The sequence below is a fragment of the Streptomyces sp. MK7 genome (genome assembly GCF_032658145.1).
Lineage (GTDB): Bacteria > Actinomycetota > Actinomycetes > Streptomycetales > Streptomycetaceae > Streptomyces > Streptomyces spiralis.
On sequence record NZ_JAVACL010000002.1, the window covers coordinates 274,388 to 299,449 of the forward strand.

Genomic DNA, 25,062 nt, shown 5'->3' on the forward strand with positions numbered 1-25,062 from the left:
ACTGCCGGTGACTGTCAGTGCCGTACGGCATGATGCGGGACGTGACCGGACGACTGATGCTCCTCGACACCGCCTCCCTGTACTTCCGCGCCTATTTCGGCGTCCCGGAGTCGATCAAGGCCCCGGACGGCACGCCGGTGAACGCCGTGCGCGGGCTGCTGGACTTCATCGACCGCCTCGTCAAGGACCACCACCCCGACCACCTGGTGGCCTGTATGGACGCGGACTGGCGGCCCCAGTGGCGGGTGGAGCTGATCCCCTCCTACAAGGCGCACCGCGTCGCCGAGGAGCATGCCGGCGGCCCGGACGAGGAGGAGGTGCCGGACACCCTCTCCCCGCAGGTCCCGGTCATCGAGGCGGTCCTGGACGCCCTCGGCATCGCGCGGGTGGGCGTCGAGCGGTACGAGGCGGACGACGTGATCGGCAGCTACACCGCCCGCGCGAGCGGCCCGGTCGACATCGTCACCGGCGACCGAGACCTGTACCAGCTGGTGGACGACGCCCGCGGGGTGCGCGTGCTGTACCCGGTCAAGGGTGTGGGCACGCTGCAGACCACCGACGAGGCGGTGCTGCGGGAGAAGTATGGGGTCGACGGCAGCGGGTACGCGGATCTGGCGCTGCTGCGCGGCGACCCGAGCGACGGACTGCCGGGCGTGCCCGGCATCGGGGAGAAGACGGCGGCCCGGCTGCTCGCCGAGTTCGGCGACCTGGCCGGGATCCTGGCCGCCGTCGACGAGCCGAAGTCCCGGCTCACGCCGTCCCAGCGCAAGCGGCTCGACGAGGCGCGGCCGTATCTCGCGGTGGCGCCGACGGTCGTGCGGGTCGCCGCCGACGTCCCGCTGCCGGACGTTGACACGACGCTGCCGCGCGCCCCGCGCGACCCGGCGGCGCTGGAGGAGCTGGCCGGCCGCTGGGGCCTGGGGGGCTCCCTTCAGCGGCTGCTCACCACGCTGGCGGCGTGACGGGATCGCCGACGCCTGCTCATGAAGCCGGGAAAGAGAGGGTGTTCACCGACGGAAGATGCTAACTTAGGTAAGCCTAAGCATGGGGAACAGGGAGGCCGTCATGGCAGATCGTCCGGCGCGCAGGCCGCGCAGGGCCCACACCGCGCAGGTAGTCCGCACCGAACGGCTGACTCCGCACATGCAGCGCGTGGTGCTCGGCGGTGAGGGTCTGGCCGGCTTCTCGGCCGACACCTGCACGGACCACTATGTGAAGCTGCTGTTCCCCGCCGACGGCGTCACCTACCCCGAGCCGTTCGACATGGAGCGGATCCGCGCGGAGTTCCCGCGCGAGCAGTGGCCGGTGACCCGGACCTACACCGTGCGCGCCTGGGACCCCGCGCACCGCGAGCTGACCCTGGACTTCGTGATCCACGGCGACGAGGGCCTGGCCGGCCCCTGGTCGCTGCTGGCCCGGCCGGGCGAGACCGTGCGCTTCATGGGCCCCGGCGGCGCCTACGCCCCGGACGCGAGCGCCGACTGGCATCTGCTCGCCGGCGACGAGAGCGCCCTGCCGGCGATCGCCCGCTCCCTGGAGGCGCTGCCCGCGGGCGCCACGGCGCACGCCTTCGTCGAGGTCGCCGGCCCAGAGGAGGAGCAGAAGATCGACTCCGACGTGGAGGTGGTCTGGCTGCACCGCGGGACACGGCCGGTCGGCGAGGCGCTGGTGGAGGCCGTCAGGGCGCTCGAGTTCCCCGAGGGCCGGGTGCACGCGTTCGTGCACGGCGAGGCCGGTTTCGTGAAGGAGCTGCGCCGGCTGCTGCGGGTGGAGCGCGCGATCCCGCGCGAGGACCTGTCGATCTCCGGCTACTGGCGCCTCGGGCACAACGAGGACGGCTGGCAGGCCTCCAAGCGGGAGTGGAACGCCCGGATCGAGGTGGAACAGGAGAGCGCGGCGCCGGCCGCATGAGGCACGCCCCACCCAGGGCGTGTTTCGAAAGTCCCTCCCCCGCCCTTCGGCCGGGAGGTGCCCCCAGGCCCGCGGCGCCTGGCACGGCACCTCGCCGCGTTGTCGGGACCGTCCACGTACGCCCAGTACGCGGACGACCCTCCGCCTTGCGATGCTCCCCCACTGCCTGAACGGCGTGGGAGGTGCCCCCAGCACCAGACGCCGCGGGCCCCGCCCTTCGGGCGGACGACGCTGCTTTCGAAACACGCCCTGGTCGGCGCATGAGACAGCCACCTCGTAGGCTTCGGGCGATGAGACGCAAGACCCGCACCCCACCCGCTCCCCTGCCCCAGCGACACGGGGTGGACCCGGTGCGGGTGCGGCTGCCCGCCCAGGGGGCGTGGGCCACCGTGCGGGAGCATCTGGTGGAGCGGCTGTCGGGGGCCGGGCCCGGTGTGATCGAGGCGATGTTCGAGGCCGGGCGGATCGTCGGCGCGGACGGGCGGGCGGTCGCGTACGACGCGCCGTACGAGCCCGGGATGTTCGTGTGGTTCCACCGGGAACTGCCCACGGAGGTGCCGGTGCCGTTCCCGCTGGAGGTGGTCCACCGGGACGAGCACCTCGTCGTCGTGGACAAGCCGCACTTCCTGGCCACCACCCCGCGCGGCATGCACGTCGCCGAGACCGCGCTGGCGCGGCTGCGGCGCGAGCTGGGCATCCCGACGCTCGGCGCCGCGCACCGTCTGGACCGGCTCACCGCGGGCCTGGTGCTGTTCACGGTGCGCCCCGAGGAGCGCGGCGCGTACCAGACGCTGTTCCGTGACCGCCGGGTACGCAAGGAGTACGAGGCCGTCGCGCCGTACGACCCGGCGCTCGCCCTGCCCCGGACGGTGCGCAGCCGGATCGTGAAGGAGCGGGGGGTGCCGGCCGCCCGGGAGGTCCCGGGCGAGCCGAACGCCGTGACGCGCGTGGAGCTGGCCGAGCACCGTGCGGACGGCCTCGCCCGGTACCGGCTGGTGCCCGGCACCGGGCAGACGCATCAGCTACGGGTGCACATGAGCGCGCTGGGCGTGCCGATCCTCGGCGATCCGCTCTATCCGGTGGTGACCGGCCCCGTCCCGCCCGGTGACTTCCGGCGCCCGTTGCAACTGCTCGCACGGGAGCTGGAGTTCACCGATCCGGTGACGGGGACGGCCCGCCGTTTCCGCAGCGCCCGGACGCTCGAGGCCTGGTCCGGTGCCACCGGGTGGGCGGGGCAGTGGCCGACGGACGGCACCGGGACCGGCTCTTGGCCCGGTCAGTAGCCGCGCCACCAGCGCAGGAACCGCTGCCAGACGCCCCGGGAGCCACTGTGTTCTCCGGCCTCGCCGGTGCCCGCGGGCGGTACGACGTCGGGCCGTACGGGATCGGGCGGTGCGGGCCAGGGCTGCCGCGCGGGAGTGCCCGCGCCCTGGGGGGCCGGTGCGTCGGCGTGCGGCCCGGATTCCGCCCGTACGGTGCTGATCTCCCAGGCGGCCCGCGGCTGCGGCACCGGCATCGGGGTGTGGCTCGGCTGCGACATCACGTCCTGCTGCGGCTGCGGGGTGAACCGCACCGGCAGTTCGACCAGGTGCTGCGAGGCGATCGACTCGGTCCAGCGCAGCTCCTCCTCGGCGCAGTCCAGCTGCACGTCGGTCAGTCGCATCAGCAGCTTGTCGACGCCGACGTCGGCGATGGCGCGGCCGATGTCCTGTCCGGGGCACTCGTGCGGGCCGCCGCTGAAGGCGAGGTGGGAGCGGTTGCCCATCATGTCGGCCGTCGGGTCGGGGCGTACCCGGGGGTCGACGTTGGCCGGCGCGATGCCCAGCAGCAGCCCGTCGCCGGCGCGGATGCGCTGGCCGCCGAGTTCCGTCTCCTGCTTGGCGAAGTAGCCGAGGATGGTGCTGAACGGCGGCTCGTCCCACAGGGACTGCTCCACCGCCTGCGGCACCGTCATCTGTCCGCCGTTGAGCTGGGCGCGGAAGCCCGGGTCGGTGAGCACCCTGCGGAGGGTGTTGGCCAGGAGGTTGGCGGTGGCCTCGTAGGCGGCGATGAGCACGAGCCGCAGGTGCTGGGCCACCTCGTCGTCGCTCATTCCGGCCGGGTGCTCGACGAGGTGGCTGGTGAAGTCCTCCTCGGGCCGGGCGCGGCGGCGGGCGACGAGCCGTCGCAGGCAGCCCATGATGTACTCGTTGCTGGCGATCGCGGTCTGGGTGCCCTTGAGCATGTCGCGGGCCGCCTGCACGATCCGGTCGTTGTACTCCTCGGGCATGCCGAGGACGTCGCACATCACCGCCATGGGCAGATGCTCGGCGAACTGGTCGACGAGGTCGGCCCGGCCGGTCTCGCAGAACCTGTTGACCAGGAGCTGGGTGGCGCGGCCGATGGTGCGGCGCAGGCTGCGGTGGTCGATGGTCGCGATGGCCGCGGTGACCGCGGCGCGCAGCCTCTTGTGCTCGTCGCCCTCGGCGTGGGAGCAGATCGGCTGCCAGGCGATGTGCGGCATGAGGGGGTGGTCGGGTTTGACCATGCCGTCCTTGAGCGGTGTCCAGACGCGGCTGTCCCGGGTGAAGTGCGAGGGCGTGCGCACCATGTGCAGGTTCTCGGCGTGGCCGAGGACCACCCACACGGGCACGTCGTCGTGGAGCAGTACGGGCGCCACCGGACCGTACTTCTCTCGGAGTTGCTCGTACAGCGCCCGGAGGTCGGGGGCCTCGTGGAGCCGGTGCAGCCCCCCGGGCCCGATGCCGTGCGCGGGGCAGCCGGGGGGCGGGGCCGGCATGCGCTCGTCCGGACCGGTCAGGAACTGGGATTCAGACGTCACAGCGGTCGCTTTCGGGACGAAAGGAGATGAAGAAGGGAAGGAGACGGGGAGACCGGGTCGGTTCAGCGTCGTCTCAGCGTTCGGGTCAGCGGAGCGAGCCGGGTTCGGTTCAGCGTCGTCTCAGCGTTCGGTTCAGCGGAGCGAGCCGGTCATGGTGAGGGAGTGCAGATAGCGCATCAGGGTCAGCAGCACGTCCCGGCTGGAGGCGCGGCGGCGGACGTCGCACTCGACCATCGGGATCTCCTCGGACAGGTCGAGCGCCGAACGCAGCTCGGTCAGGGCGTAACGGGGCGCGTCCGGGAAGGAGTTGATGGCCACGACGAAGGGCACTCCGCGCTCCTCCAGTCGCCCCATGACGTCGAAGCTGACCTCCAGGCGCCGGGTGTCGACCAGGACGACCGCGCCGAGCGCGCCCTCGAACAGCCCGTTCCACAGGAACCAGAAGCGCTGCTGGCCGGGGGTGCCGAAGAGATAGAGCACCAGTTGGTCGGTGATGCTGATGCGGCCGAAGTCCATCGCCACGGTGGTGGCCGTCTTGGACTCGGAGCCGTAGTTGTCGTCGATGCCGATGCCGGCCTGGGTCATGGTCTCCTCGGTGGTCAGCGGCCTGATCTCGCTGACCGAGCCGACCATCGTCGTCTTGCCGACCCCGAAGCCCCCGACGATGACGATCTTCGCCGCGGCCTGGGCCGTGTGCGGCAGATGGTCCTCGGCGCGTGGACCGGGGAGGGTGTCAGAGCCGTTGTAGTCCATGCATCACCGCTTCGAGGAGGGAACGGTCGGGGAGCGCCTGACGGACGATCGGGGCGCGCGCCTGCACCAGTTCGGCCGTCAGCAGTTCGGTGATCAGGACCGTCATCGCGCTGAACGGCAGGTTGAGGTAGGCCGACAGTTCGGCCACGGACAGCGGAGCGCCGCACAGCCGCAGCACCGCCGCCTGCTCCGGCGTCGCGGACGGCGGTGGATCGGCGCGCGCCACGACCAGGGTGACCAGGTCGAGCGCGGCGCGTGCGCCGTCCTCGTCGGCGCCGGCGACCACGTAGAGCCGCTCGGGGTTCTTCTGCCGGCCCTTTTTGGCGGGTTTGGCGGGCGGCGGCGGTTCGGGTGCGGGGTAGCGCCTCTGGCGTCGCGGAGGAGTCATACGGTCTGCCCGTTGCGCCGGGGCGGACTGGTGAGATGGGAGCCGATGCGGACCACCAGGTCGCGCATGTGGGCGCTCATCGTGCCGGGTTCGGTGCGGACGTCGGCGAGCACCGCGAGGTAGGCGTTGGCACCGGCGGACATCAGGTAGAAGTAGCCGCGGTCGATCTCGATGATGACGAGCTTCATCCGGCCGTCGCTGCCCGGGATCTCCACGGCGACGGCGCTCGCCAGGCTCTGCAGGCCGGCGCAGGCCGCGGCGACCCGGTCGGCGGAGTCGGGCTCGCCGCCGTAGCGGGCGATCCGCAGGCCGTCGGCGGAGAGCACCACGATCATCTCGATGCCCGGCACGGAGTCGTGGAGCTGCTTGAGCATCCAGTCGAAGTTGGCGCGCTGCTGGATCACTTGAGGTCCCCCTCGTCGTCGGCCTCGGCGCGGGCCGGCTTCTCGATCAGGTGCAGGAATGCGGTCGGGTCCTGGGTGAACGCGGTGGGGTCGGGGTGCGGGTTGTCCTTCTTCAGGCCGTCCCAGAAGGCTTCGACCCACATGCCCGGCGGCGGTTCCTCCACGGCCGGCTCGGGCTCCGGTTCGGCCGACGTCCACACCGACCGGCCCTCCTCCTCGGCGCGCTGGGCGGCGTACTGTTCGGCGAAGCGCTGGCTGAGCGGGATCTTGACCTTGCTGCGGCGCTGCGGCAGGCCGTTCGCCGTCCACTCGGTGACCTCGGGGACGTCGTCCTCCATCGGCACGGTGGCGGGGATGCGCGGGCTGGTGGGGCGGCGCTTCTTGGGGGCGCGCTTGGGGCCCTCCAGCGCGTCCTCGCCGGGGTGGGGAATGGAGGTGGCGCCGATGCCGTGGGCCAGGCCGGGGGCGGGCTCGGTGGTCATCATGTTGCTGGGCACGATGAGTACGGCACGCACCCCGCCGTAGGCGGAGGGCCGCAGGGAGACCTGCATCTTGTACGCCGTGCACAGCCGGCCCACGACCGCCAGGCCCAGCCGGGGTTCCGCGCCGATCTCCTGGAGGTCGATCCCGGCCTTGGCGGCCTCCAGCATGCCCTCGATCCGGGCCCGGGACTCCTCGTTGAGGTTGACGCCCGCGTCCTCGATCTCGATGGCGACGCCGGACTGCACCTCGATGGCCGTGACGTGCACCTTGGTGTGCGGGGGCGAGTAGCGGGTGGCGTTGTCCAGGAGTTCGGCCGCGGCGTGGATGACCGGCTCGACGTCGGTGCCCTTGATGTTGACCTTGGCGATGGAGTGCAGCTCGATGCGCCGGTACTCCAGGATCCGGGACATGGCGCCGCGCAGGACGCTGTAGAGGGTGACGGGGTTGGGCCACTGGCGGCCGGGGCGGCCGCCGCCGAGGACGGAGACGGAGTCGGCGAGGCGGCCGATCAGCGCGGTGCCGTGGTCGATGCGCAGGAGGTCGTCGAAGACCTCGGGGGTGCGGCCATGGTCCTCCTCCATCTCCCTGAGTTCCATGGCCTGCTGGTGCACGATGGCCTGGACGCGGCGGGCGATGCTGACGAAGGAGCGCTGCGTGGAGTCACGCATGTTCTCCTCCTGGTCCACGATCTTGAGGATCATGCGGACCACCGCGCGCTGCGACTCGGGCAGGTGCCGCCACTCCGGGTCGCCGTCGATGATGTCGCGCATCACCTCCCGCACGGTGTGGTTGCCGCGCAGATAGGCGACCGCGTTGGGGATGATCTCCGTGCCGAGGTAGGTGATCTGGGCGTCGTGGGAGGCGATGCGCCGCTCCAGGTACTCGGTGCGTTGGGCGAACTCCGCCCGCTGGTCCCGGATGGTGCGCCCGCGGCGCACCGCTTCGGCGCCGGTGAGGAGTACCAGCAGGATGGCGACGGCGCCGCAGCAGCCGACGGCGAGGCGGGCGGAGTCCGTCACCAGTGCGACGGCGGCTCCGGAGGCCGCCGCCATGACCATGGCGGGCAGCAACAGCACACGCGTGTAGGGAAGTTCGCGGCCGCCGGGGGGCGATTGGACACTCACCATGTAAGCCCTCTGAGACGAATCGGCTGGGGTTCGGGGCAGCTTCCAGTGGGGTATGTCATGGAACTGTCGGCATCTTCGGGATGTTTGGGAACGAGCGCACGAATACGGATCAACTCGGTGCGCTGCGGGCGAGCTTAGTCCGACCGGATCATCGCCGTGTCATATTCGGCAAGCGCCTGAAACCGGGCGCGGGACAGGAGTACCCTCGGGCCGTTTGTACGCCGCGAATTCGTTCGAACACGAACCGTGACAGCGAACGGACATGCGAAAGGCGCTCGCCGTGCCGGTGAGGGAACAGCGAGGGGCGTGACCTGCGCGGCTCGGCCGCACTCGGTCACGCCCCACGGCTCAGGAACCGGTCAGGACCCGAGGGCCCGGGGCCTACCCGACCGACGAGTAGGCGACGACACCCCGCAGCAGCCCCTCGACCGCCTTGCGGGCGTTCTTCGCCACCGTCGAACCCTCGGCGGGAGCCGCCGCCGAGATCTGGCCCAGGACGTCGATCACCTGCTTGCACCAGCGCACGAAGTCGCCGGCCGGCATGTCCGCCTCGCGCAGCACCTCGTCCAGGCCCTTGCCCGAGGCCCACATGTACGCGGCCCAGGCGAAGCCGAGGTCGGGCTCTCGCTGGCCGACGCCCTCGGCCTGGTTGATCCGGAACTCCTCCTCCAGGGCGTCCAGCCGGCCCCAGATGCGCACCATCTCGCCGAGCGCGGCCTTCGCCTTGCCCGAGGGCAGCTTGGGCGCCAGGGCGTCGTCACCGACCCGGGCCTCGTAGACCAACGCCGAGACACAGGCGGCGAGTTCGGCCGGGCTCAGGCCCTCCCACACGCGCTCGCGCAGGCATTCGCTGGCGAGCAGGTCCAGTTCGCCGTACAGCCGGGCCAGGCACTTGCCGTGCTCGGTCACCTCGTTGCCGCGCAGGTAGTCCAGCTCGCTCAGCAGTGACACGATGCGGTCGAAGGTCCGGGCGATGGTGTTCGTACGGCCCTCGATGCGGTGCTCCAGCTGCTTGGTGTCGCGCAGCAGCCGGTGGTAGCGCTCGGCCCAACGGGCGTGGTCCTCACGGTCGTTGCAGCCGTGGCAGGGGTGGGCGCGCAGGGCGGTGCGCAGCCGGGCGATCTCCCGGTCGTCGGCCGCCTGGGAGCGCCGTCCCCGGTGCCGCTCCGGCCGGATGTGCCCCGCCTTGGTGCGCAGCGCGGAGGCCAGGTCGCGGCGGGACTGCGGGGAGCGCGGGTTGAAGGACTTCGGGATGCGCATCCGCTCCAGCGCCTCGACGGGCACAGGGAAGTCGATGGCCGCCAGCCGCTTGACCTGCCGCTCGGCGGTCAGCACCAGCGGGCGCGGCCCGTCGTGGTGCTCGAAGCCCCGGTGGCCGTTGGACCGGGCGGCGGGCAGGCCCGGGTCCAGGACCAGCGCCAGCCCCGCGTACTTGCCCGTGGGCACGTGGATGACGTCGCCGGGCCTCAGCCTCTCCAGGGCGACGGCGGCCTCGGCGCGGCGCTGCGCGGCGCCCTGGCGGGCCAGCTCGGTCTCGCGGTCCTTCAGCTCCCGGCGCAGCCGCGCGTACTCGGAGAAGTCCCCGAGGTGGCAGGTCATGGCCTCCTTGTAGCCGGCCAGGCCCTCCTCGTTGCGCTGCACCTGCCGGGAGATCCCGACCACCGACTTGTCGGCCTGGAACTGCGCGAAGGAGGTCTCCAGCAGCTCGCGGGAGCGGTGCCGGCCGAACTGCTCGACCAGGTTGACCGCCATGTTGTACGACGGCTTGAAGCTGGAGCGCAGCGGGTACGTGCGCGTGCCGGCCAGGCCCGCGACCTGCTCGGGGTTCATCCCGCGCTGCCACAGCACGACCGCGTGGCCCTCGACGTCGATGCCGCGGCGGCCGGCCCGGCCGGTCAGCTGCGTGTACTCGCCCGGGGTGATGTCGGCGTGCTGCTCGCCGTTCCACTTGACGAGCTTCTCCAGCACCACCGAGCGGGCGGGCATGTTGATGCCGAGGGCGAGGGTCTCGGTGGCGAAGACCGCCTTGACCAGGCCGCGCACGAACAGCTCCTCGACGACCTCCTTGAAGGTCGGCAACATGCCCGCGTGGTGGGCGGCGATGCCGCGCTCCAGGCCCTCCAGCCACTCGTAGTAGCCGAGGACGTGCAGGTCCTCCGGCGCGATGTGGGCGGTGCGCTCCTCGACCAGGGCGCGGACCTCCTCCCGCGCCTCCTCGTCGTTGAGCCTGAGGCCCGCGTACAGGCACTGCTGGACGGCGGCCTCGCAGGCGGCGCGGCTGAAGATGAAGGTGATCGCGGGCAGCAGACCCTCGGAGTCCAGCCGCTCGATGACCTCGGGGCGGCTGGGCGTCCAGATCCGGGAGCGCTGCCGGCGCTCGCGCTCGCGGTCGGCCTCGCGCATGTTCCGGCCGCGCCGGCGGTCGGCGTAGGTGGGGCGGCTGGCCTCCAGGCGAGCCATGCGCGTGAGGTCGGGGTTGACGGCCTTGCGGTGGCCCTCGCCCTCCTCGAACAGGTCGTACATCCGGCGTCCGGCCAGCACGTGCTGGAACAGCGGCACGGGCCGGTGCTCGGAGACGATCACCTCGGTGTCGCCGCGGACGGTGTCCAGCCAGTCGCCGAACTCCTCGGCGTTGGACACGGTCGCCGACAGTGACACCAGGGTCACCGAGGCGGGCAGGTGGATGATCACTTCCTCCCAGACGGCGCCGCGGAAGCGGTCGGAGAGGTAGTGCACCTCGTCCATGACCACATGGCCGAGGCCGCGCAGGGTCTGGGAGCCGGCGTACAGCATGTTCCGCAGCACCTCGGTGGTCATCACGACCACGGGGGCGTCCGCGTTGATGCTGTTGTCGCCGGTGAGCAGGCCGACCTTGCCGCTGCCGTAGCGACGGCACAGGTCGGAGTACTTCTGGTTCGACAGCGCCTTGATGGGGGTCGTGTAGAAGCACTTCCTGCCCTGCTGGAGGGCGAGGTGGACGGCGAACTCGCCGACGATCGTCTTGCCCGAGCCGGTGGGCGCGGCGACCAGCACGCCCTTGCCCGCCTCCAGGGCCCGGCAGGCCTCGATCTGGAAAGGGTCGAGGCCGAAGTCGTACATCTCGCGGAAGCCAGCGAGCGCGGTGGCCTGCTCGGCAGCTCGCCTGCGCGCTGCCGCGTACCGCTCGGCCGGTGAGAGGTCCTGAGTCATCGTGCTTTCGAGCGTACCGGGCCGCACTGACAACAGGACGATCATTATCCGGATCACCCCGGGAACACGGAAAGGCCGGCCGCTCGCGGTGGGGAGCGGCCGGCCGTGTGCCTTCGGCGGGGGGCTCAGGTCACGTCGTCGTAGCCGTTGACCCGGTCCGGGCCGGACTGCTCGGGCAGGCCGCGGCTGGCGCTGACCGGTTCGACGCCGCCGACGTCCTCGGGGGTGAGATCGAGCTCGGAGGCCTCGTCGTCGGACGGACCGGCCTCCTCACGGCGGCGCTTGCGGCGATCGTTGAGCAGTGAGAAGCCGACCGCGCCGAAGTACAGCACCCAGATCGGACCGGCGAGGGCCAGCATCGACAGCGGGTCGGTGCTCGGGGTCGCCACGGCAGCGAAGACGGTGATGCCGAGGATCATGGCACGCCACCAGCCGAGCATGCGCCTGCCGGTGAGTATCCCGGTGAGGTTGAGCATGATCAGCAGCAGCGGCAGCTCGAAGGAGAGACCGAAGACGACCACCATGCGCGTGACGAGCTGGAGCAGGTCGTCGAGCGGCAGGAAGTTCCTGATGGACCCGTTCGGCGTGAAGTCGATCAGCACCTTCGCGGTGGTGGGCAGCACCCTGTACGCGAAGAAGGCACCACCGAAGAACAGCGGGGCGCCGGTGAAGACGAAGGCGTAGGCGTACTTCTTCTCGTGCCGGTGCAGACCGGGCGCGACGAACGCCCACAGCTGGTAGAGCCAGATCGGCGACGCGGCCACGACGCCGGCCATCAGGGAGACCTGGAGGGCCAGCGTGAACGGTGCGAGGAGGCCGTTGATCGTGATCTCCGCGCACTGGTGCTTGCCGCTGGACCTCGCCAGCTGTTCGAACGTCTCAGGGCAACCGATCGAGTCGAGGATGGGCCTCGTCAGGAAGTTGATGATGTCGTTGTAGAAGAAGGCGGCGACGATCGTGACGACGACGATGGCCAGCATCGCCTTCGCGAGCCGGTTGCGGAGCTCGCGGAGGTGGTCCGCGAGAGGCATGCGCCCCTCGGGATCCCTCTCCTTCTTGCGGGCAGGCTTGAGCAAACCCACATCCTCATCTCGTGCGGCAGGCCGGAGGAGCCCGGCCGTGCGTCAGCGCTGGGTGGTGTCCGTCGGCTCGTTGACCGGGCGCGAGCTCGTCACGTCACCGGGGGCGGCCTGGATCGTGCGCTGCGCGGGGGGCTGCTCGTCGGCCGGCGACGGCGCGGAGGAGGTGGCGGTGTGCCCCTCCTCCTTCATCGCCTTGGCCTCGCTCTTGAGGATGCGGGCGGACTTGCCGAGCGAGCGCGCCATGTCCGGAAGCTTCTTCGCGCCGAACAGCAGGATGATGACGACGAGGATGAGAATGATCTCGGGGGCTCCGAGCCTTCCGAACATAAGTCTTTACCTTCTCACCGAGGCGGCTGGGTGGGATGCTGTCCGACCGGTCGGACAGGTGTCCGAGCGATCGTTCTGGCAGCGATCGTAACGCTCAGGGGTGAACGTGAGGCAATCCCTGTGCGTACTCCCGTCCGCGGCCCGGGCCTCGTTCTCCGGTCCGCCTTCAGCAGCGTACCTGGCGCAAGCGGCAGCATGACAGGGCGAAAGCCGTCCGCGCCGCACGCCCACGGAACTCTTACCGGGCGTCGTCCGAGGGGCGTCGTCCGCGGGGCTCACAGCGACTCCGCCGACCGGGCGGCGCTCAGACTCGCCCGCTCCAGCTCCTCGGCGGCCCGGCTGATACGGCGCGCCGACTCCGAGACCTGACTGCCGAGCCGCCGCGCCTCGACGAAGACCCGCACGGCGAGGACTCCGAGGACGGCGAGACCCAGGAAACCCGCGGCTACCGCGAACATCGGCCAGAACATGCCCACGAGACTAGACCGTCGAGTGCAGGCGCAGCGTCCTGACCCCGCCGCCGGTGAGCAGCTCCACGATGCGCTCGCCGGCCGGTTTGCGGACCGCCGCACCGCAGTCGGGGCAGGTGAAGGAGTAGAAGGTGGTGCGCCTGCTGGCGCCGATGGCCAGGCGCAGCGCGCTCGCGGCGAGCTCGAAGCGGCCCCGGCAGTCGGGGCAGCCCGCCCGGAACACCACCGGGGCCACACTCCTCATCCCGGCGAACGCCGCCGCCACCGACATCCCGCGCGCCCCGGACACCACCGACTCGCTCAAAGCCCCTGCTCCTGCCTGTCGTACCGCCCGTCCAACCCGCCGGGCCCCGCGGGCACGCCCCGGACTTCCGGCGCGGCACGCCCCGAGGAGCCCACGGCCTGCGAGGCACCGGGAACGCCCGGGGACCCCGCGGCGCCCGGGGCGCCGGGAACACTCGGAGAGCCGGCAGCGCCCGGGGAGCCCGGGGCGTCCTCGTCGCTGCCGCCGGCCCGCGTGTTCCCGGCGTGGTCGGCGTCCGCCTCGCCCGCCGCGCCGCCCGCGTCGGCCACGCCCGTCACGCCCGTCACGCCCGTCGCGTCGTCGTAGGCCGCCAGTGCGTCGGAGGCCGCCTGGCGGGCGCTGGCGGCCAGGTCGTGTGGAGCGACGATCCGGCCGTCCCGGCCGAGGCGCAGCGCCAGGCGTCTGAGCGAGGCCGGGTCGGGGGTGCGCAGACTGATACGCAGCCCGCCGTCGGGAAGTTCATCTGCGCTGTCGTGCGGGTAGTACTCGGCGACCCAGCGACCGCCCGGGCCCACCTCGACGACGACCTCGGGGTCCTCGGCGGCGGGCTGCACCAGCGCCTCGGACAGGTCGCGCAGCTCTATCTCGGGAGGCGCGGACGGCTCATCGAGGATCTTGATCTCGGCGACCCGGTCGAGCCGGAAGGTGCGACGCGCCTCGGAGCGGCGGCACCAGGCCTCCACGTACGTGTGCCCGACGCTGACCAGGCGGATGGGGTCGATCTCGCGCTCGGTGACCTCGTCGCGCGCGGGCGAGTAGTAGCGGATCCACAGGCGGCGGCGCTCGGAGATCGCCCGGTCCACGTCGGCGAAGACCCCGCCCTCGGACTCGAAGGTCACCGACAGGCGAGAGCTGGCGCCCGCCGCCTCACCGGCCGCCGCCTCCACCTTGGCCGTCGCCCGCAGCAGCGCCTGCCGGTCGCTCTCGCGCAGTCCGGGAAGGGTGGCCACCGCGCGGGCGGCCACCAGCAGGGCGGTCGCCTCGTCGGCGGCCAGCCGCAGCGGCTCGGCCGCCTCGGCGCCGAGCGCGGCCGGGTTGTGCCACCAGATGCGCTCGCCGTCGGTGTCGATGTCGAGCAGGTCGCCGCCGCGGAAGCTGGTGCCGCACATGGGCAGCACGTCGAGGTCCGAGACCAGCTCGTCCTCGGTGATGCCGAAGGCTCGCGCCACGTCCTCGATCCGGGCGCCGGGGCGCTCCCTGAGATACGTCACCAGGGAGAGCATCCGCCGGGTCTGGTCGATGGCGTTCACGGGCCTGACCGGTTTGCCTGCCACAGTGTTGCTCGCTCCCCCTCAGCCCTTGGCCACGGCACGCAGCCGGTCCACCACGTCCGCCCGCAGCTCGGCGGGCTCCAGAACCACCACGTCCGGTCCGAACTCCACCAGCCAGGCGTCCAGCCCGTGCCCGTACGGGATGTCCAACTCGTCCCACCCGTCGCCGAGTTCCCGTACCGCCGAGGCCTTCGCCCGAAGGGGGTAACCCGCGCCCGAGCGCAGCCGGATCCGGGCGGAGCGGTCGGCGATCTCGCCCGCCCAGCTCGCGACGGTCTCGCGGACGGTGACGACGTCGGGGACCGGGGCGGTGAAGCCGGTGCCGCGGGCGCGGACCTTCCCGGTGATCCGGGAGAGCCGGAAGACGCGCTCGGCGCCGCGGTCGCGGTCGAAGCCGGCCAGGTACCAGTGGCCGCGCCAGCACTCCAGCGCCCACGGCTCGACGTGCCGGGTCTCCGGGCGGGCGGCGCTGGCCTTGCGGTAGTCGAAGACGACCGGGCGGCGGTCGCGGCAGGCCAGCATCAGCGGCTCGAAGGCGGCCTCGTGCACCGGGATGCGGGGCTCCAGGGCGCCGTGCGTCTCGTAGGGGTCGACGTCCTCGGGCAGCCCGGCCGCACGCAGCTTCTGCAGGGCGCCGCTGGCGGCCCCGGCGAGGCGGGCCTGCTGCCAGACCTTGGCGGCCAGCCCCAGCGCGGCGGCCTCCTCGGCGTCCAGGGTGATGGGCGGCAGCCGGTTGCTGTCCCGGCGGGCCAGGTAGCCGACGTCGCCGTCCAGGCTCTCGACGGTCTCGATGACCAGCCCCAGCTCACGCAGGTCGTCCTTGTCCCGCTCGAACATGCGGTTGAAGGAGTCGTCGGACCCCGCTTCGAGATAGGCCTCGATGGACTCGCGCAGCTCACGCTTGCTGAGCGGCCGCCGCGCCCCGAGCAGGCACAGCGCCAGGTTCATCAGCCGCTCGGCCTTGGCAATGGCCATCGGTGCCCTTCGCCTTCCTTATGGTGCTTACGACCGATGACCGTACCGCTCCGGGACGCGGTGGCAAAAGCCGAGGGCCCACGCCCGAACAGGCATGGGCCCCAGGTGATCGGAACCCGCTGGATCCGTGTGGGATCCGAAGCAGGTCGGTCAGACCCCGAGCAGGTCCACGACGAAGATCAGTGTCTCGCCGGGCTTGATCGCCGGGGTCGGGCTCTGGTTGCCGTAGGCGAGGTGGGCCGGGATGGTCAGCTGGCGGCGACCGCCGACCTTCATGCCCTGCACGCCCTGGTCCCAGCCCTTGATGACACGGCCGGCACCCAGCGGGAAGCGGAAGGGGGTACCCCGGTTCCAGCTGGCGTCGAACTCCTCACCGGTGCTGAAGGCGACACCCACGTAGTGGACGGTGACGGTCTGACCCGCCTTCGCCACCTCGCCGTCGCCCTCCCAGATGTCCTTGATCTCCAGCTCCGCCGGGGGCTCGCCGCCGGGGAAGTCGATCTCGGGCTTGTCGATGCTCACGTCTCTGGCTCCTGCTTTGTCAGCGATAAGGCAACAGGCACAGTCTTGCATCCCCCGCGCCTCACATCGCGGCGAGGATGTCCACGGTGAACACCATCGTGGAGTCCTTCTGGATGCCGCTGTTCGGCGGCGGATTGTCGCCGTAGCCCAGCGACGGCGGAATCACGATCAGGACCCGGCTGCCCACCTTCTTGCCGGTCATGCCCTGCGCCCACCCCTTGACGACCTGCTGGAGGGAGAACGAGGCCAGGGTCTTCTTCTGGTAGGTCGAGTCGAACTCCTTGCCGCCGTCCCACAGCACGCCCTTGTACTGGACGAGCACCGTCTGGTCCGCCTTGACCGCCGGACCGTCGCCCTCGATGACGTACTCGGACACGAGGTTCTTCGGCGCGGCGGCCTTGGGCACGGTGATGGACGGTGCCTTGCCGTCGGTGTTGGTGCCCACCTTCGGCAGGTCCGCCTTGTTCTGCGGCACGGCCTTGCCCTTGGCCGAGCTCGTCGCGTTGAAGGTGTTCTGCACATCGACGACGAACACCAGCGTGTCGGTGCCCTTGATGCCCGCCTGCGCGTTGCCCTGGGGGCCGTACCCCCAGCTCGGCGGCACCGAGAACAGGAGCCGGCTGCCGGCCTTCTTCCCGGCCAGCGCATAGCGCCAGCCGTCGATGATCGACCCCTGGGAGAGCTGGATGATCAGCGGCGCCTTGCGGTCGTAGGAGTTGTCGAAGACCTTGCCCGAGTCCCAGATCTGCCCCAGGTAGTGCGCCTGGACGTAGTCGTTCTCCGCCACCGTGCGCCCGCCGCCCGCGATCACGATCTTCAGAGCGAGGTCCTTCGACGGCTCACCGGTGCCCTTGGCCACGGTCGGCTTCTGCCCGAACTTCGTACCCGCGGTGATCGCCGGCAGCGGCCCGGAGACGATCTTCGGCGGCGGCGCGGCCGACGTGGCCGAGGCGGACGGCGACGGGGAGGCGGTCTCACTGGCCTTGCCCGAGCCGGCGTTGTCGTTGCCACAGGCGGCCAGAGTGACCAGCCCCGCGGGGACGGAGAGAAGAAGAGAGCGTCGGCGCACGGTGGGGGCCTCGTAATCGATCGGTCTGTTGATGACGTGCGCGCAACTCTACGATGCCGCAAGGGCGCCGTACGCGAAACGTACGGCGCCCGTGTGGCGTTCCGGTAATTCGTGCGGACCGTGCTCGACAGCCCACACACGGCTCACATTCCGGCGATCAGCTTCTCCACCCGGTCGTCCACCGAGCGGAACGGGTCCTTGCACAACACCGTCCGCTGCGCCTGGTCGTTGAGCTTGAGGTGGACCCAGTCGACGGTGAAGTCCCGCCGCTGCTCCTGCGCCCGCCGGATGAAGTCGCCGCGCAGCCGCGCCCGAGTGGTCTGCGGCGGAACCGACTTGCCCTCGAAGATCTTCAAGTCGTTGCAGACCCGGGTCGCTTGGCCCTTCTTCTCCAGCAGGTAGTACAGGCCACGACGCCGGTGGATGTCGTGGTAGGCGAGGTCTATCTGGGCGACCCGCGGATGCGACATGGTCATGTTGTGCTTGGCGCGGTACCGCTCGATGAGCTTGTACTTCATCACCCAGTCGATCTCGGTGCCGATCCGGTCGAGATCCTCCGTCTCGATCGCGTCCAGCGTCCGGCCCCACAGCTCCAGCACCTGCTCCACCGTGCCGGTGCGGATGCCGCGCCGCTCGCAGAAGTCCAGCGCCTTCTCGTAGTACTCCCGCTGCACCTCCAGCGCCGAGGCCTCCCGGCCACTGGCCAGGCGGACCTTGCGGCGGCCCGTGATGTCGTGGCTGACCTCGCGGATCGCCCGGATCGGGTTCTCCAGGGTGAGGTCGCGCATCACCGTGCCCGCCTCGATCATGCGCAGCACCAGGTCGGTGGCGCCGACCTTGAGCAGCATGGTCGTCTCGGACATGTTCGAGTCGCCCACGATGACGTGCAGCCGGCGGTAGCGCTCGGCGTCCGCGTGCGGCTCGTCGCGGGTGTTGATGATCGGCCGGGAACGCGTCGTCGCCGAGGAGACGCCCTCCCAGATGTGCTCCGCCCGCTGGCTCACGCAGTACACGGCCCCGCGCGGCGTCTGCAGCACCTTGCCCGCACCGCAGAGCAGCTGCCTCGTGACCAGGAACGGAATGAGGATGTCCGCGAGCCGCGAGAACTCCCCGTGCCGCGCCACCAGGTAGTTCTCATGGCAGCCGTAGGAGTTGCCCGCCGAGTCGGTGTTGTTCTTGAAGAGGTAGACGTCGCCCGCGATTCCCTCCTCGTGCAGGCGTCGTTCCGCGTCTACCAGGAGTCCTTCCAGAATGCGCTCGCCGGCCTTGTCGTGGGTGACCAGTTCGATCACATTGTCACATTCGGGTGTCGCGTATTCCGGATGTGAGCCCACGTCGAGATAGAGCCGGGCGCCGTTTCGCAGAAAGACATTGCTGCTGCGGCCCCATGACACGACACGGCGGAAGAGGTACCGCGCCACCTCGTCAGGCGACAGACGGCGCTGTCCCCTGAACGTGCACGTGACACCGTACTCGTTCTCCAGCCCGAAAATGCGGCGGTCCATGAGTGAACATTACGCCCGATCCCCCGAGCTGAAACGGGGTTCGACAGCACGATTTGGATCATTTTCCGATGAAGCAGCAACGACCGCACTCCCGGCGGGAGCTGCGAGGACCCGCCCGGTGGCCACAAGCACCAGCAATGACACGGCCCCCGCCGCGCCCGGCACCGCGAATCCCCACAGCGCGCCGCCCGCCTGGACCACGGGCCCCGCCACCCCTGTCCCCACCGACGCCCCCACTGTGAACGTCGTCACAAGCCAGGAGAACGCCTCGGTGACCGTCCCGCTCGGCGCGTGCCGGTCCACGATGATGAACGCACACGCGATGCACGGCGCCAGGAACACCCCGGACAGCACCGTCAGCGCCACCATCGCCACCGCACCCGGCATCAGCATCAGCGGCAGATAACACATCGCCAGAAGGGCCACCAGCACCCGCAGTCGCCGCTCGGGCACACCGCTCCACCGCCGCGCCCCGTAGACCGTCCCGCCCATCAGCGCGCCCAGACCCAGCGCCGCCATCAGCCAGCCGTACACCGCGTCCCCGCCGTGTCCGTCCGCGTACGGCACCGCCGCCACCGTGATGGACCCCAGCGCGATCCCGACGAACAGGAACGCCCCCAGCAGCGCCAGCAGGCCCGGCGAGCGCAGCGCCCCGAGCCAGTGCGCCTCCCGCGGCGCCGAACGCCACTGCCGGGACGGCGGCGAGAGGACCACCGACAGCGCGCCCAGCACCCCGACCACGTTCAGCACCACCAGCGCGGCCCGCGCCGACCACAGCGAGACGCACAGCGTCACCAGCAACGGCCCCACGGTGAACATGACTTCCTGCGCCACCGCGTCCATCGCGTACGCCGTGTGCACCTGGCCCTCCTTGCGCAGGACACTCGGCCACAGCGCGCGCAGACCGCCCTCCAGCGGCGGAGTGAACAGCCCGGCCGCCGCCACGGCCGCCCAGGCGAGCACCGGCGGCTCGGTGCCGGTCAGGGCGAAGACGGTCATCGCCAGGGCCGAGGCGACCGCGGCCGGCAGCTGCACCCGCGGCTGTCCGTACAGGTCCACCAGGCGGCCCAGCACCGGCTGGCCGACCGCGTTGGCCACCCCGTACACCGCGGCCAGCGCCCCCGCCAGGCCGTACGTCCCGCCCTCCGCGCGCACGAACAGCACGATCGCGATCGCCGCGGTGGCGTTCGGCAGCCGCCCCACCAGCGTGCCCGCCAGCAGCCGGGTGGCGTGCCGCGCCCCGAGGATCTCCAGATACCCCGCGAATCCCGCGGCCATCGCACGCCTCCCAGGCTCAGGTTTTACGTATAACGTCGTCCGCCATACGTACCATGTGCGCAGTTCACCGGTCCAGACGCCCGGACCCTCGGGCCAGGACCACCGGAAACGACCGCACGACGACGACCGCGAACGACCGGACGACGAGGAGCAGGCCCGCGGTGGCACCAGCAAGCACGCGCCCCACCAGCCGTGACGTCGCCCAGGCCGCCGGAGTCTCCCAGGCCGCCGTCTCACTCGTCCTCGGCGACAAATGGCGCGGCCGGGTCTCGCAGGCCACCGCCGAACGGGTACGGCAGGCCGCCCACGACCTCGGCTACCGGCCCAACCTCGCCGCCCGCAACCTGCGCCTCGGCCACACCCGCACCGTCCTCCTCGTCGTCCCCGCCCTGACCACCGAGTTCTTCGCCGGCGTCTACACCGGCGCCGCCCGCGTCGCCGCCGAACACGGGTTCGGCGTCGTCCTCTACCCCTCCCCCGAAGGCATCGGTCCGGCCCGCAACCCCTTCGCCTCCGCCCAGGCCGCCCTGGACGGCGTCATCGCCTCCTCCATGGCCGCCGACGCCCTGACCGCCATCCGCGGCGACCAGCTCCCCCTGGTCATGCTGGACAGCGACCCCGAGGGCAGCCTCGGCGCCGCCACGGTGAACCTGGACATCGCCGACGGTGTACGCCAGGTCGCCGACCATCTGCTCGCCCTCGGCCACCGGCACTTCCTCCACCTCGCGGCGGACGTGCCCTCCTGGACCTTCGAGGTACGGGCACGGGAGCTCGCCGCCCGCGTCGGCGCCGTACCGGGCACCTCCGTCGGCACCGCCCGCGCCCCCATCTCCATCGAGGACGCCCACGCCGCCACCGAGGCCGCCCTGAGCGCCCCCGGGCGCCGGCCCACCGCCCTGGTCTGCGACGACGACAAACTGGCCGCCGGCGCCTACAAGGCCCTGCGCCGTCTCGGCCTGCGCGTACCCGACGACATCTCCGTCACCGGCCTCGACGACCTCGCCCTCGCCGGCGCCATCGACCCCGAGCTGACCACCGTCCGCCTGGACGCGGAACTGTTCGGCGAACGCGGCATGCACGCCCTCCTGGCCGTGCTGGAGGGCCGCGCACCGCTCGGCGGGGACATCCCCGTCGAACTGGTGGTACGGGGCTCCACGGCCCCGCCCAGAGCCTCCTGAGACACCGGTGCCCCGGAGCCGGCGTCCGTGACGTCGGCTCCGGGGCACCGGAGCGAGGGACTGCTCGTGAGGACCACCCGGAAGGGCTACTCCTCCTCGGAGCCCGAGGAGTCGGCCGAGTCGTCGCCGTCCTGCGAGGTGTCCGCCTCGCCACCCTCCAGCAGACGCGCCAGCTGGCGGCCCACGATGCGCTTGAACTTGCGCTTCTGCGGACGCGTACGGTCCAGCACCGCCACCTCCAGGCGCTCCGCGGGGATCTCCCGCTCGCTGCCGTTGGTGTCGCGGGACAGGGCCTGCACCGCCAGCTTCAGCGCCTCGGCCAGCGTCATCCCGTCCCGGTGACGCTGGTCGAGATAGCTGCTGATCTGCTCCGCGTTTCCACCGACCGCGACCGAGCCGTGCTCGTCCACGATCGACCCGTCGTGCGGCAGCCGGTAGATCTGGTCGCCCTCCGGGGTCTCCCCCACCTCGGCGACCACCAGCTCCACCTCGTACGGCTTCTCCGCCGCACTCGAGAAGATCGTGCCCAGCGTCTGGGCGTAGACGTTGGCAAGACCGCGGGCCGTGACGTCGTCCCGGTCGTAGGTGTAACCCCGCAGGTCGGCGTAGCGAACACCACCGATGCGCAGGTTCTCGTACTCGTTGTACTTGCCGGCCGCGGCGAACCCGATCCGGTCGTAGATCTCGCTGAACTTGTGCAGCGCGCGGGACGGATTCTCACCGACGAACACGATTCCGTCGGCGTACTGCAGCACGACCAGGCTGCGACCGCGGGCGATGCCCTTGCGGGCGTACTCCGCCCGGTCGGCCATGGCCTGCTGAGGTGACACATAGAACGGCGTCGACACCGGTTATCCGTCCCTTTCTGTAGAAGTCACTCGATCACCCTGGACAAGAGCGGCCACCGGCTACAGCAGCGCCGCCCGCGGGCCGTCGGGCTGCTCCAGACGCCGCTGGAGCACCGAACGGGCGATCTCGGAGGCCTCGTCGTCGGTGAGCCGGCGGAAGCCGTCCTCGGTGATCACGGTGACGATCGGATAGATCCGGCGGGCGACATCGGGACCACCGGTCGCCGAGTCGTCGTCTGCCGCGTCGTACAGGGCCTGCACCACCAGCGTCGTGGCCTCGGCCTCGGACAGGTCCTCACGGAAGAGCTTCTTCATCGCGCCGCGCGCGAAGATCGACCCGGAACCGGTCGCCGCGAAGCCGTGCTCCTCGGAGCGGCCGCCCGTGACGTCGTAGGAGAAGATCCGGCCCTTCTCGCGGTCCAGGTCGTACCCAGCGAACAGCGGCACGACGGCCAGTCCCTGCATGGCCATGCCCAGGTTGGAGCGGATCATGGTCGACAGCCGGTTGGCCTTGCCCTCCAGCGACAGCTGCGCCCCCTCGACCTTCTCGAAGTGCTCCAGCTCCAGCTGGAACAGCTTCACCATCTCCACGGCGATACCGGCGGTGCCGGCGATACCGACGGCCGAGTACTCGTCCGCCGGGAACACCTTCTCGATGTCCCGCTGCGCGATGACGTTCCCCATGGTCGCCCGGCGGTCACCGGCCAGCACGACGCCCCCCGGGAACGTCGTGGCGACGATGGTCGTGCCGTGCGGAGCCTCGATCACGCCCTGCACGGGCGGCAGCTGCCGCTTGCCCGGCAGCAGCTCCGGCTGGTGCTCGGAGAGAAAGTCCATGAACGAGGAGGACCCAGGCGTCAGGAAGGCAGCTGGTAGACGCCCGGTGCTACGAGTGTTGGCTTCCACGCGTTTCCTTCCAGGTAGTCGGCAGCTCGGTACGCGGCTCCGGGATCGTCCCGCAACAGGCCGAGGCCGGAATTGCAGTTGAAGCACAGTACGCCACGGACCCTACCCGCCTTGTGGCCGTGATCCACATGAACGGCGGAAGCCTGCGGGCGGCTCGCACGGAGCCCTCGCCCAGCCCCCCGCGCACGGTGGCACCGCCCGGAAGCGAAGGCTGCGCGCGGTGTGGCCTCACCGCACCGCACGCAGCGCTTCGCCGACCGGATCGTCCGCCGGGGCTCCACCCGCCCTCCTTCGAATCGAAGGAGGAAGCGGCCTACTGGCCGCCCTTCTGAACGAATGACCGCACGAAATCCTCTGCGTTGGACTCGAGCACATCATCGATTTCGTCGAGGACGTCGTCCACGTCGTCGCTCAGCTTCTCGTGGCGTTCCTTGAGGTCCTCGGCGGCCTGTGCGTCCTGGACCTGCTCCTCGACCTCCTCGGTCGAGTGCGTGGCCTTCTGCTGCCCGCCACCGGTGTCCTTCGTTGCCATAACCCTCACCCCGCTCAGTTCGCCCGACATGGTCGGCATTACGGCCGATCGGTGATGATCAGACCCTACAAGCCGGGTCCGACATCGGCCCCGTGGTTTCTCCAACGTACGGGGGCCGTCTCGATGATTCCCGGCCGGAGGGATTTCCACCCTGTCCGGCCGGTCCGCCTCCGGGTACCCGCTCAGCCGCCGGACAGGACCCTGACCAGGTCCTCCGCGGTGCGGCAGCGGTCCAGGAGCTCCTTGACGTGATTACGCGTTCCGCGAAGCGGTTCCAGGGTCGGGACGCGCTGGAGCGAGTCGCGGCCGGGCAGGTCGAAGATGACCGAGTCCCAGGAGGCCGCGGCGACGTCGTCCGCGTACTGCTCCAGGCAGCGGCCGCGGAAGTAGGCGCGGGTATCCTCAGGCGGCTTCCTGCGGGCCCGGTCGACCTCGGACTCGTCCAGCAGGCGCTTCATGCGTCCGCGGGCCACGAGACGGTTGTACAGGCCCTTCTCGGGGCGCACGTCCGCGTACTGGAGGTCCACCAGGTGCAGGCGGGCGGCGTCCCAGTCCAGGCCGTCGCGGCGCCGGTAACCCTCCATGAGCTCCCGCTTGGCGACCCAGTCCAGCTCGCCGGCCAGGCTCATGGGGTCGTTCTCCAGCCGGTTGAGGGTGTCCTCCCACCGGGCCAGGACGTCCTTGGTCTGGTCGTCGGCGTCCGCGCCGAAGCGCTCCTCGACGTACTTGCGCGACAGCTCGTAGTACTCCATCTGGAGCTGGACCGCGGTGAGTGTCCGGCCGCTGCGGAGCGTGATCAGACGCTTGAGGGACGGGTCGTGCGAGACCTGGTGGAGGGCGCGTACGGGCTGGTCGACGGCCAGGTCGACGGCGATGAAGCCGTCCTCGATCATGGACAGGACCAGGGCGGTCATGCCCAGCTTGAGGTAGGTGGAGATCTCGGAGAGGTTCGCGTCGCCGATGATCACGTGCAGCCGGCGGTACTTCTCCGCGTCGGCGTGCGGTTCGTCGCGGGTGTTGATGATGGGGCGCTTCAGCGTCGTCTCCAGGCCGACCTCGACCTCGAAGTAGTCGGCGCGCTGGCTGAGCTGGAAGCCGTGCTCGTGGCCGTCCTGACCGATGCCGACGCGGCCGGCGCCGGTGATGACCTGGCGGGAGACGAAGAAGGGCGTGAGGTGGCGCACGATGTCGGAGAAGGCGGTCTCCCGCTTCATCAGGTAGTTCTCGTGCGTGCCGTAGGAGGCGCCCTTGTTGTCGGTGTTGTTCTTGTAGAGATGGATCGGCTGGGCGCCGGGCAGCTGGGCGGCGCGTTCGGCGGCCTCGGCCATGATGCGCTCGCCGGCCTTGTCCCACAGGACGGCGTCGCGCGGGTTGGTGACCTCCGGGGCGCTGTACTCGGGGTGGGCGTGGTCGACGTAGAGCCGCGCGCCATTGGTGAGGATGACGTTGGCCAGGCCGATGTCCTCGTCCGTGAGCTGGCTGGCGTCGGCGGCCTCGCGGGCGAGGTCGAAGCCGCGGGCGTCCCGCAGCGGGTTCTCCTCCTCGAAGTCCCAGCGGGCCCGGCGGGCCCGGTGCATCGCCGCCGCGTAGGCGTTGACGATCTGGGACGAGGTGAGCATGGCATTGGCGTTGGGGTGACCGGGGACGGAGATCCCGTACTCCGTCTCGATGCCCATTACTCGCCGTACGGTCATGCGGCCCTCCTTGCCCGGCGGCGCC

Annotated in this window: 24 protein-coding genes and 1 pseudogene; 4 read left to right on the forward strand and 21 right to left on the reverse strand. The window is 71.0% G+C overall.

Annotated elements, in window-relative coordinates:
* Nucleotides 1–56 precede the first annotated feature (56 nt).
* The 3 genes from R2S09_RS03975 to R2S09_RS03985 all read left to right on the forward strand — a co-directional run bounded on the left by R2S09_RS03975 (nucleotide 57) and on the right by R2S09_RS03985 (nucleotide 3,194).
* A complete protein-coding gene (locus R2S09_RS03975; protein ID WP_316739932.1) occupies nucleotides 57–962 on the forward strand; it encodes a 5'-3' exonuclease in 906 nt (301 codons plus the stop codon).
* A 103-nt stretch (nucleotides 963–1,065) separates the two neighbouring features.
* Nucleotides 1,066–1,911, forward strand: coding sequence for a siderophore-interacting protein (locus R2S09_RS03980; RefSeq protein WP_306190241.1), 846 nt, complete (start codon nucleotides 1,066–1,068; stop codon nucleotides 1,909–1,911).
* Nucleotides 1,912–2,201: 290 nt separating this feature from the next.
* Nucleotides 2,202–3,194 carry an RluA family pseudouridine synthase gene (locus R2S09_RS03985; RefSeq protein ID WP_316739797.1) on the forward strand — a complete coding sequence of 331 codons (993 nt, stop codon included), beginning with the start codon at nucleotides 2,202–2,204 and terminating at the stop codon, nucleotides 3,192–3,194.
* Here the strand turns inward: R2S09_RS03985 and R2S09_RS03990 are convergent.
* From R2S09_RS03990 to R2S09_RS04065, 16 genes and pseudogenes are all read right to left on the reverse strand, one after another.
* Nucleotides 3,188–4,732: a cytochrome P450 gene (locus R2S09_RS03990; RefSeq protein ID WP_399143914.1), complete on the reverse strand. Its 1,545-nt coding sequence runs from the start codon at nucleotides 4,730–4,732 to the stop codon at nucleotides 3,188–3,190. The genes R2S09_RS03985 and R2S09_RS03990 overlap by 7 nt on opposite strands.
* Before the next feature lie 132 nt (nucleotides 4,733–4,864).
* Entirely contained in the window at nucleotides 4,865–5,485 is a 621-nt protein-coding gene (locus tag R2S09_RS03995) for an ATP/GTP-binding protein (RefSeq protein WP_306190243.1), read from the reverse strand.
* Nucleotides 5,466–5,873, reverse strand: a complete 408-nt coding sequence (locus tag R2S09_RS04000) for a DUF742 domain-containing protein (protein ID WP_306190244.1) — start codon at nucleotides 5,871–5,873, stop codon at nucleotides 5,466–5,468. Before R2S09_RS04000 ends, R2S09_RS03995 begins: the two co-directional genes overlap by 20 nt.
* Nucleotides 5,870–6,277, reverse strand: a complete 408-nt coding sequence (locus R2S09_RS04005) for a roadblock/LC7 domain-containing protein (protein ID WP_030179561.1) — start codon at nucleotides 6,275–6,277, stop codon at nucleotides 5,870–5,872. Before R2S09_RS04005 ends, R2S09_RS04000 begins: the two co-directional genes overlap by 4 nt.
* Complete coding sequence (locus tag R2S09_RS04010; protein ID WP_316739800.1) at nucleotides 6,274–7,887, reverse strand: ATP-binding protein; 1,614 nt, start codon at nucleotides 7,885–7,887, stop codon at nucleotides 6,274–6,276. The genes R2S09_RS04005 and R2S09_RS04010 overlap by 4 nt, the downstream gene beginning before the upstream one ends.
* Before the next feature lie 381 nt (nucleotides 7,888–8,268).
* On the reverse strand, nucleotides 8,269–11,121 hold the full coding sequence (locus tag R2S09_RS04015) for an RNA helicase (RefSeq protein ID WP_306190274.1): 2,853 nt from the start codon (nucleotides 11,119–11,121) through the stop codon (nucleotides 8,269–8,271).
* Between the two features lie 80 nt (nucleotides 11,122–11,201).
* Nucleotides 11,202–12,152, reverse strand: a complete 951-nt coding sequence (gene tatC, locus R2S09_RS04020) for a twin-arginine translocase subunit TatC (RefSeq protein WP_306190246.1) — start codon at nucleotides 12,150–12,152, stop codon at nucleotides 11,202–11,204.
* Between the two features lie 48 nt (nucleotides 12,153–12,200).
* On the reverse strand, nucleotides 12,201–12,485 hold the full coding sequence (gene tatA, locus R2S09_RS04025) for a Sec-independent protein translocase subunit TatA (RefSeq protein WP_306190247.1): 285 nt from the start codon (nucleotides 12,483–12,485) through the stop codon (nucleotides 12,201–12,203).
* Between the two features lie 275 nt (nucleotides 12,486–12,760).
* Nucleotides 12,761–12,955 (reverse strand): hypothetical protein, encoded by a 195-nt coding sequence (locus tag R2S09_RS04030; RefSeq protein ID WP_306190248.1) that lies wholly within the window; start codon nucleotides 12,953–12,955, stop codon nucleotides 12,761–12,763.
* A 10-nt stretch (nucleotides 12,956–12,965) separates the two neighbouring features.
* Nucleotides 12,966–13,259: a hypothetical protein gene (locus R2S09_RS04035; protein ID WP_306190249.1), complete on the reverse strand. Its 294-nt coding sequence runs from the start codon at nucleotides 13,257–13,259 to the stop codon at nucleotides 12,966–12,968.
* Nucleotides 13,260–13,468: 209 nt separating this feature from the next.
* Nucleotides 13,469–14,533, reverse strand: a pseudogene (locus R2S09_RS04040) (helix-turn-helix transcriptional regulator); the annotation flags it as partial.
* An 18-nt stretch (nucleotides 14,534–14,551) separates the two neighbouring features.
* The gene (locus tag R2S09_RS04045) at nucleotides 14,552–15,505 is read right to left on the reverse strand and encodes a WYL domain-containing protein (RefSeq protein WP_316739803.1); all 954 of its coding nucleotides are present in this window, start codon (nucleotides 15,503–15,505) and stop codon (nucleotides 14,552–14,554) included.
* A gap of 150 nt (nucleotides 15,506–15,655) precedes the next feature.
* Entirely contained in the window at nucleotides 15,656–16,027 is a 372-nt protein-coding gene (locus R2S09_RS04050; RefSeq protein ID WP_030179581.1) for an FKBP-type peptidyl-prolyl cis-trans isomerase, read from the reverse strand.
* Nucleotides 16,028–16,088: 61 nt separating this feature from the next.
* The gene (locus R2S09_RS04055) at nucleotides 16,089–17,096 is read right to left on the reverse strand and encodes an FKBP-type peptidyl-prolyl cis-trans isomerase (RefSeq protein ID WP_316739806.1); all 1,008 of its coding nucleotides are present in this window, start codon (nucleotides 17,094–17,096) and stop codon (nucleotides 16,089–16,091) included.
* A 143-nt stretch (nucleotides 17,097–17,239) separates the two neighbouring features.
* Nucleotides 17,240–18,601: a Pup--protein ligase gene (gene pafA / locus R2S09_RS04060; protein WP_306190252.1), complete on the reverse strand. Its 1,362-nt coding sequence runs from the start codon at nucleotides 18,599–18,601 to the stop codon at nucleotides 17,240–17,242.
* A gap of 9 nt (nucleotides 18,602–18,610) precedes the next feature.
* A complete protein-coding gene (locus R2S09_RS04065; protein ID WP_316739808.1) occupies nucleotides 18,611–19,879 on the reverse strand; it encodes an MFS transporter in 1,269 nt (422 codons plus the stop codon).
* A 161-nt stretch (nucleotides 19,880–20,040) separates the two neighbouring features.
* Between R2S09_RS04065 and R2S09_RS04070 the strand changes: the two genes are divergently transcribed.
* Nucleotides 20,041–21,057, forward strand: coding sequence for a LacI family DNA-binding transcriptional regulator (locus tag R2S09_RS04070; protein WP_316739810.1), 1,017 nt, complete (start codon nucleotides 20,041–20,043; stop codon nucleotides 21,055–21,057).
* A gap of 86 nt (nucleotides 21,058–21,143) precedes the next feature.
* On the opposite strand, the gene prcA is transcribed toward R2S09_RS04070, so the two are convergent.
* From prcA to dop, 5 genes are all read right to left on the reverse strand, one after another.
* Nucleotides 21,144–21,905, reverse strand: a complete 762-nt coding sequence (gene prcA, locus R2S09_RS04075) for a proteasome subunit alpha (RefSeq protein WP_306190255.1) — start codon at nucleotides 21,903–21,905, stop codon at nucleotides 21,144–21,146.
* A 60-nt stretch (nucleotides 21,906–21,965) separates the two neighbouring features.
* On the reverse strand, nucleotides 21,966–22,811 hold the full coding sequence (gene prcB / locus R2S09_RS04080) for a proteasome subunit beta (protein WP_030179593.1): 846 nt from the start codon (nucleotides 22,809–22,811) through the stop codon (nucleotides 21,966–21,968).
* Complete coding sequence (locus tag R2S09_RS40515; protein ID WP_372337758.1) at nucleotides 22,763–23,092, reverse strand: endonuclease domain-containing protein; 330 nt, start codon at nucleotides 23,090–23,092, stop codon at nucleotides 22,763–22,765. Before R2S09_RS40515 ends, prcB begins: the two co-directional genes overlap by 49 nt.
* 32 nt (nucleotides 23,093–23,124) lie before the next feature.
* A complete protein-coding gene (locus R2S09_RS04090) occupies nucleotides 23,125–23,343 on the reverse strand; it encodes a ubiquitin-like protein Pup (protein ID WP_030179596.1) in 219 nt (72 codons plus the stop codon).
* A 182-nt stretch (nucleotides 23,344–23,525) separates the two neighbouring features.
* The gene (gene dop, locus R2S09_RS04095; RefSeq protein ID WP_399143915.1) at nucleotides 23,526–25,037 is read right to left on the reverse strand and encodes a depupylase/deamidase Dop; all 1,512 of its coding nucleotides are present in this window, start codon (nucleotides 25,035–25,037) and stop codon (nucleotides 23,526–23,528) included.
* Nucleotides 25,038–25,062 lie beyond the last annotated feature (25 nt).

What these genes read in the sequence shown, in the direction of transcription:
- R2S09_RS03975 (WP_316739932.1), top strand. Translation starts at nt 57, where the DNA reads ATGCTCCTCGACACCGCCTCCCTGTACTTCCGCGCCTATTTCGGCGTC.
- R2S09_RS03980 (WP_306190241.1), top strand. Translation starts at nt 1,066, where the DNA reads ATGGCAGATCGTCCGGCGCGCAGGCCGCGCAGGGCCCACACCGCGCAG.
- R2S09_RS03985 (WP_316739797.1), top strand. Translation starts at nt 2,202, where the DNA reads ATGAGACGCAAGACCCGCACCCCACCCGCTCCCCTGCCCCAGCGACAC.
- R2S09_RS03995 (WP_306190243.1), bottom strand. Translation starts at nt 5,485, where the DNA reads ATGGACTACAACGGCTCTGACACCCTCCCCGGTCCACGCGCCGAGGAC.
- R2S09_RS04000 (WP_306190244.1), bottom strand. Translation starts at nt 5,873, where the DNA reads ATGACTCCTCCGCGACGCCAGAGGCGCTACCCCGCACCCGAACCGCCG.
- R2S09_RS04010 (WP_316739800.1), bottom strand. Translation starts at nt 7,887, where the DNA reads ATGGTGAGTGTCCAATCGCCCCCCGGCGGCCGCGAACTTCCCTACACG.
- R2S09_RS04015 (WP_306190274.1), bottom strand. Translation starts at nt 11,121, where the DNA reads ATGATCGTCCTGTTGTCAGTGCGGCCCGGTACGCTCGAAAGCACGATG.
- tatA (WP_306190247.1), bottom strand. Translation starts at nt 12,485, where the DNA reads ATGTTCGGAAGGCTCGGAGCCCCCGAGATCATTCTCATCCTCGTCGTC.
- R2S09_RS04030 (WP_306190248.1), bottom strand. Translation starts at nt 12,955, where the DNA reads ATGTTCTGGCCGATGTTCGCGGTAGCCGCGGGTTTCCTGGGTCTCGCC.
- R2S09_RS04045 (WP_316739803.1), bottom strand. Translation starts at nt 15,505, where the DNA reads ATGGCCATTGCCAAGGCCGAGCGGCTGATGAACCTGGCGCTGTGCCTG.
- pafA (WP_306190252.1), bottom strand. Translation starts at nt 18,601, where the DNA reads ATGGACCGCCGCATTTTCGGGCTGGAGAACGAGTACGGTGTCACGTGC.
- R2S09_RS04065 (WP_316739808.1), bottom strand. Translation starts at nt 19,879, where the DNA reads ATGGCCGCGGGATTCGCGGGGTATCTGGAGATCCTCGGGGCGCGGCAC.
- R2S09_RS04090 (WP_030179596.1), bottom strand. Translation starts at nt 23,343, where the DNA reads ATGGCAACGAAGGACACCGGTGGCGGGCAGCAGAAGGCCACGCACTCG.
- dop (WP_399143915.1), bottom strand. Translation starts at nt 25,037, where the DNA reads ATGACCGTACGGCGAGTAATGGGCATCGAGACGGAGTACGGGATCTCC.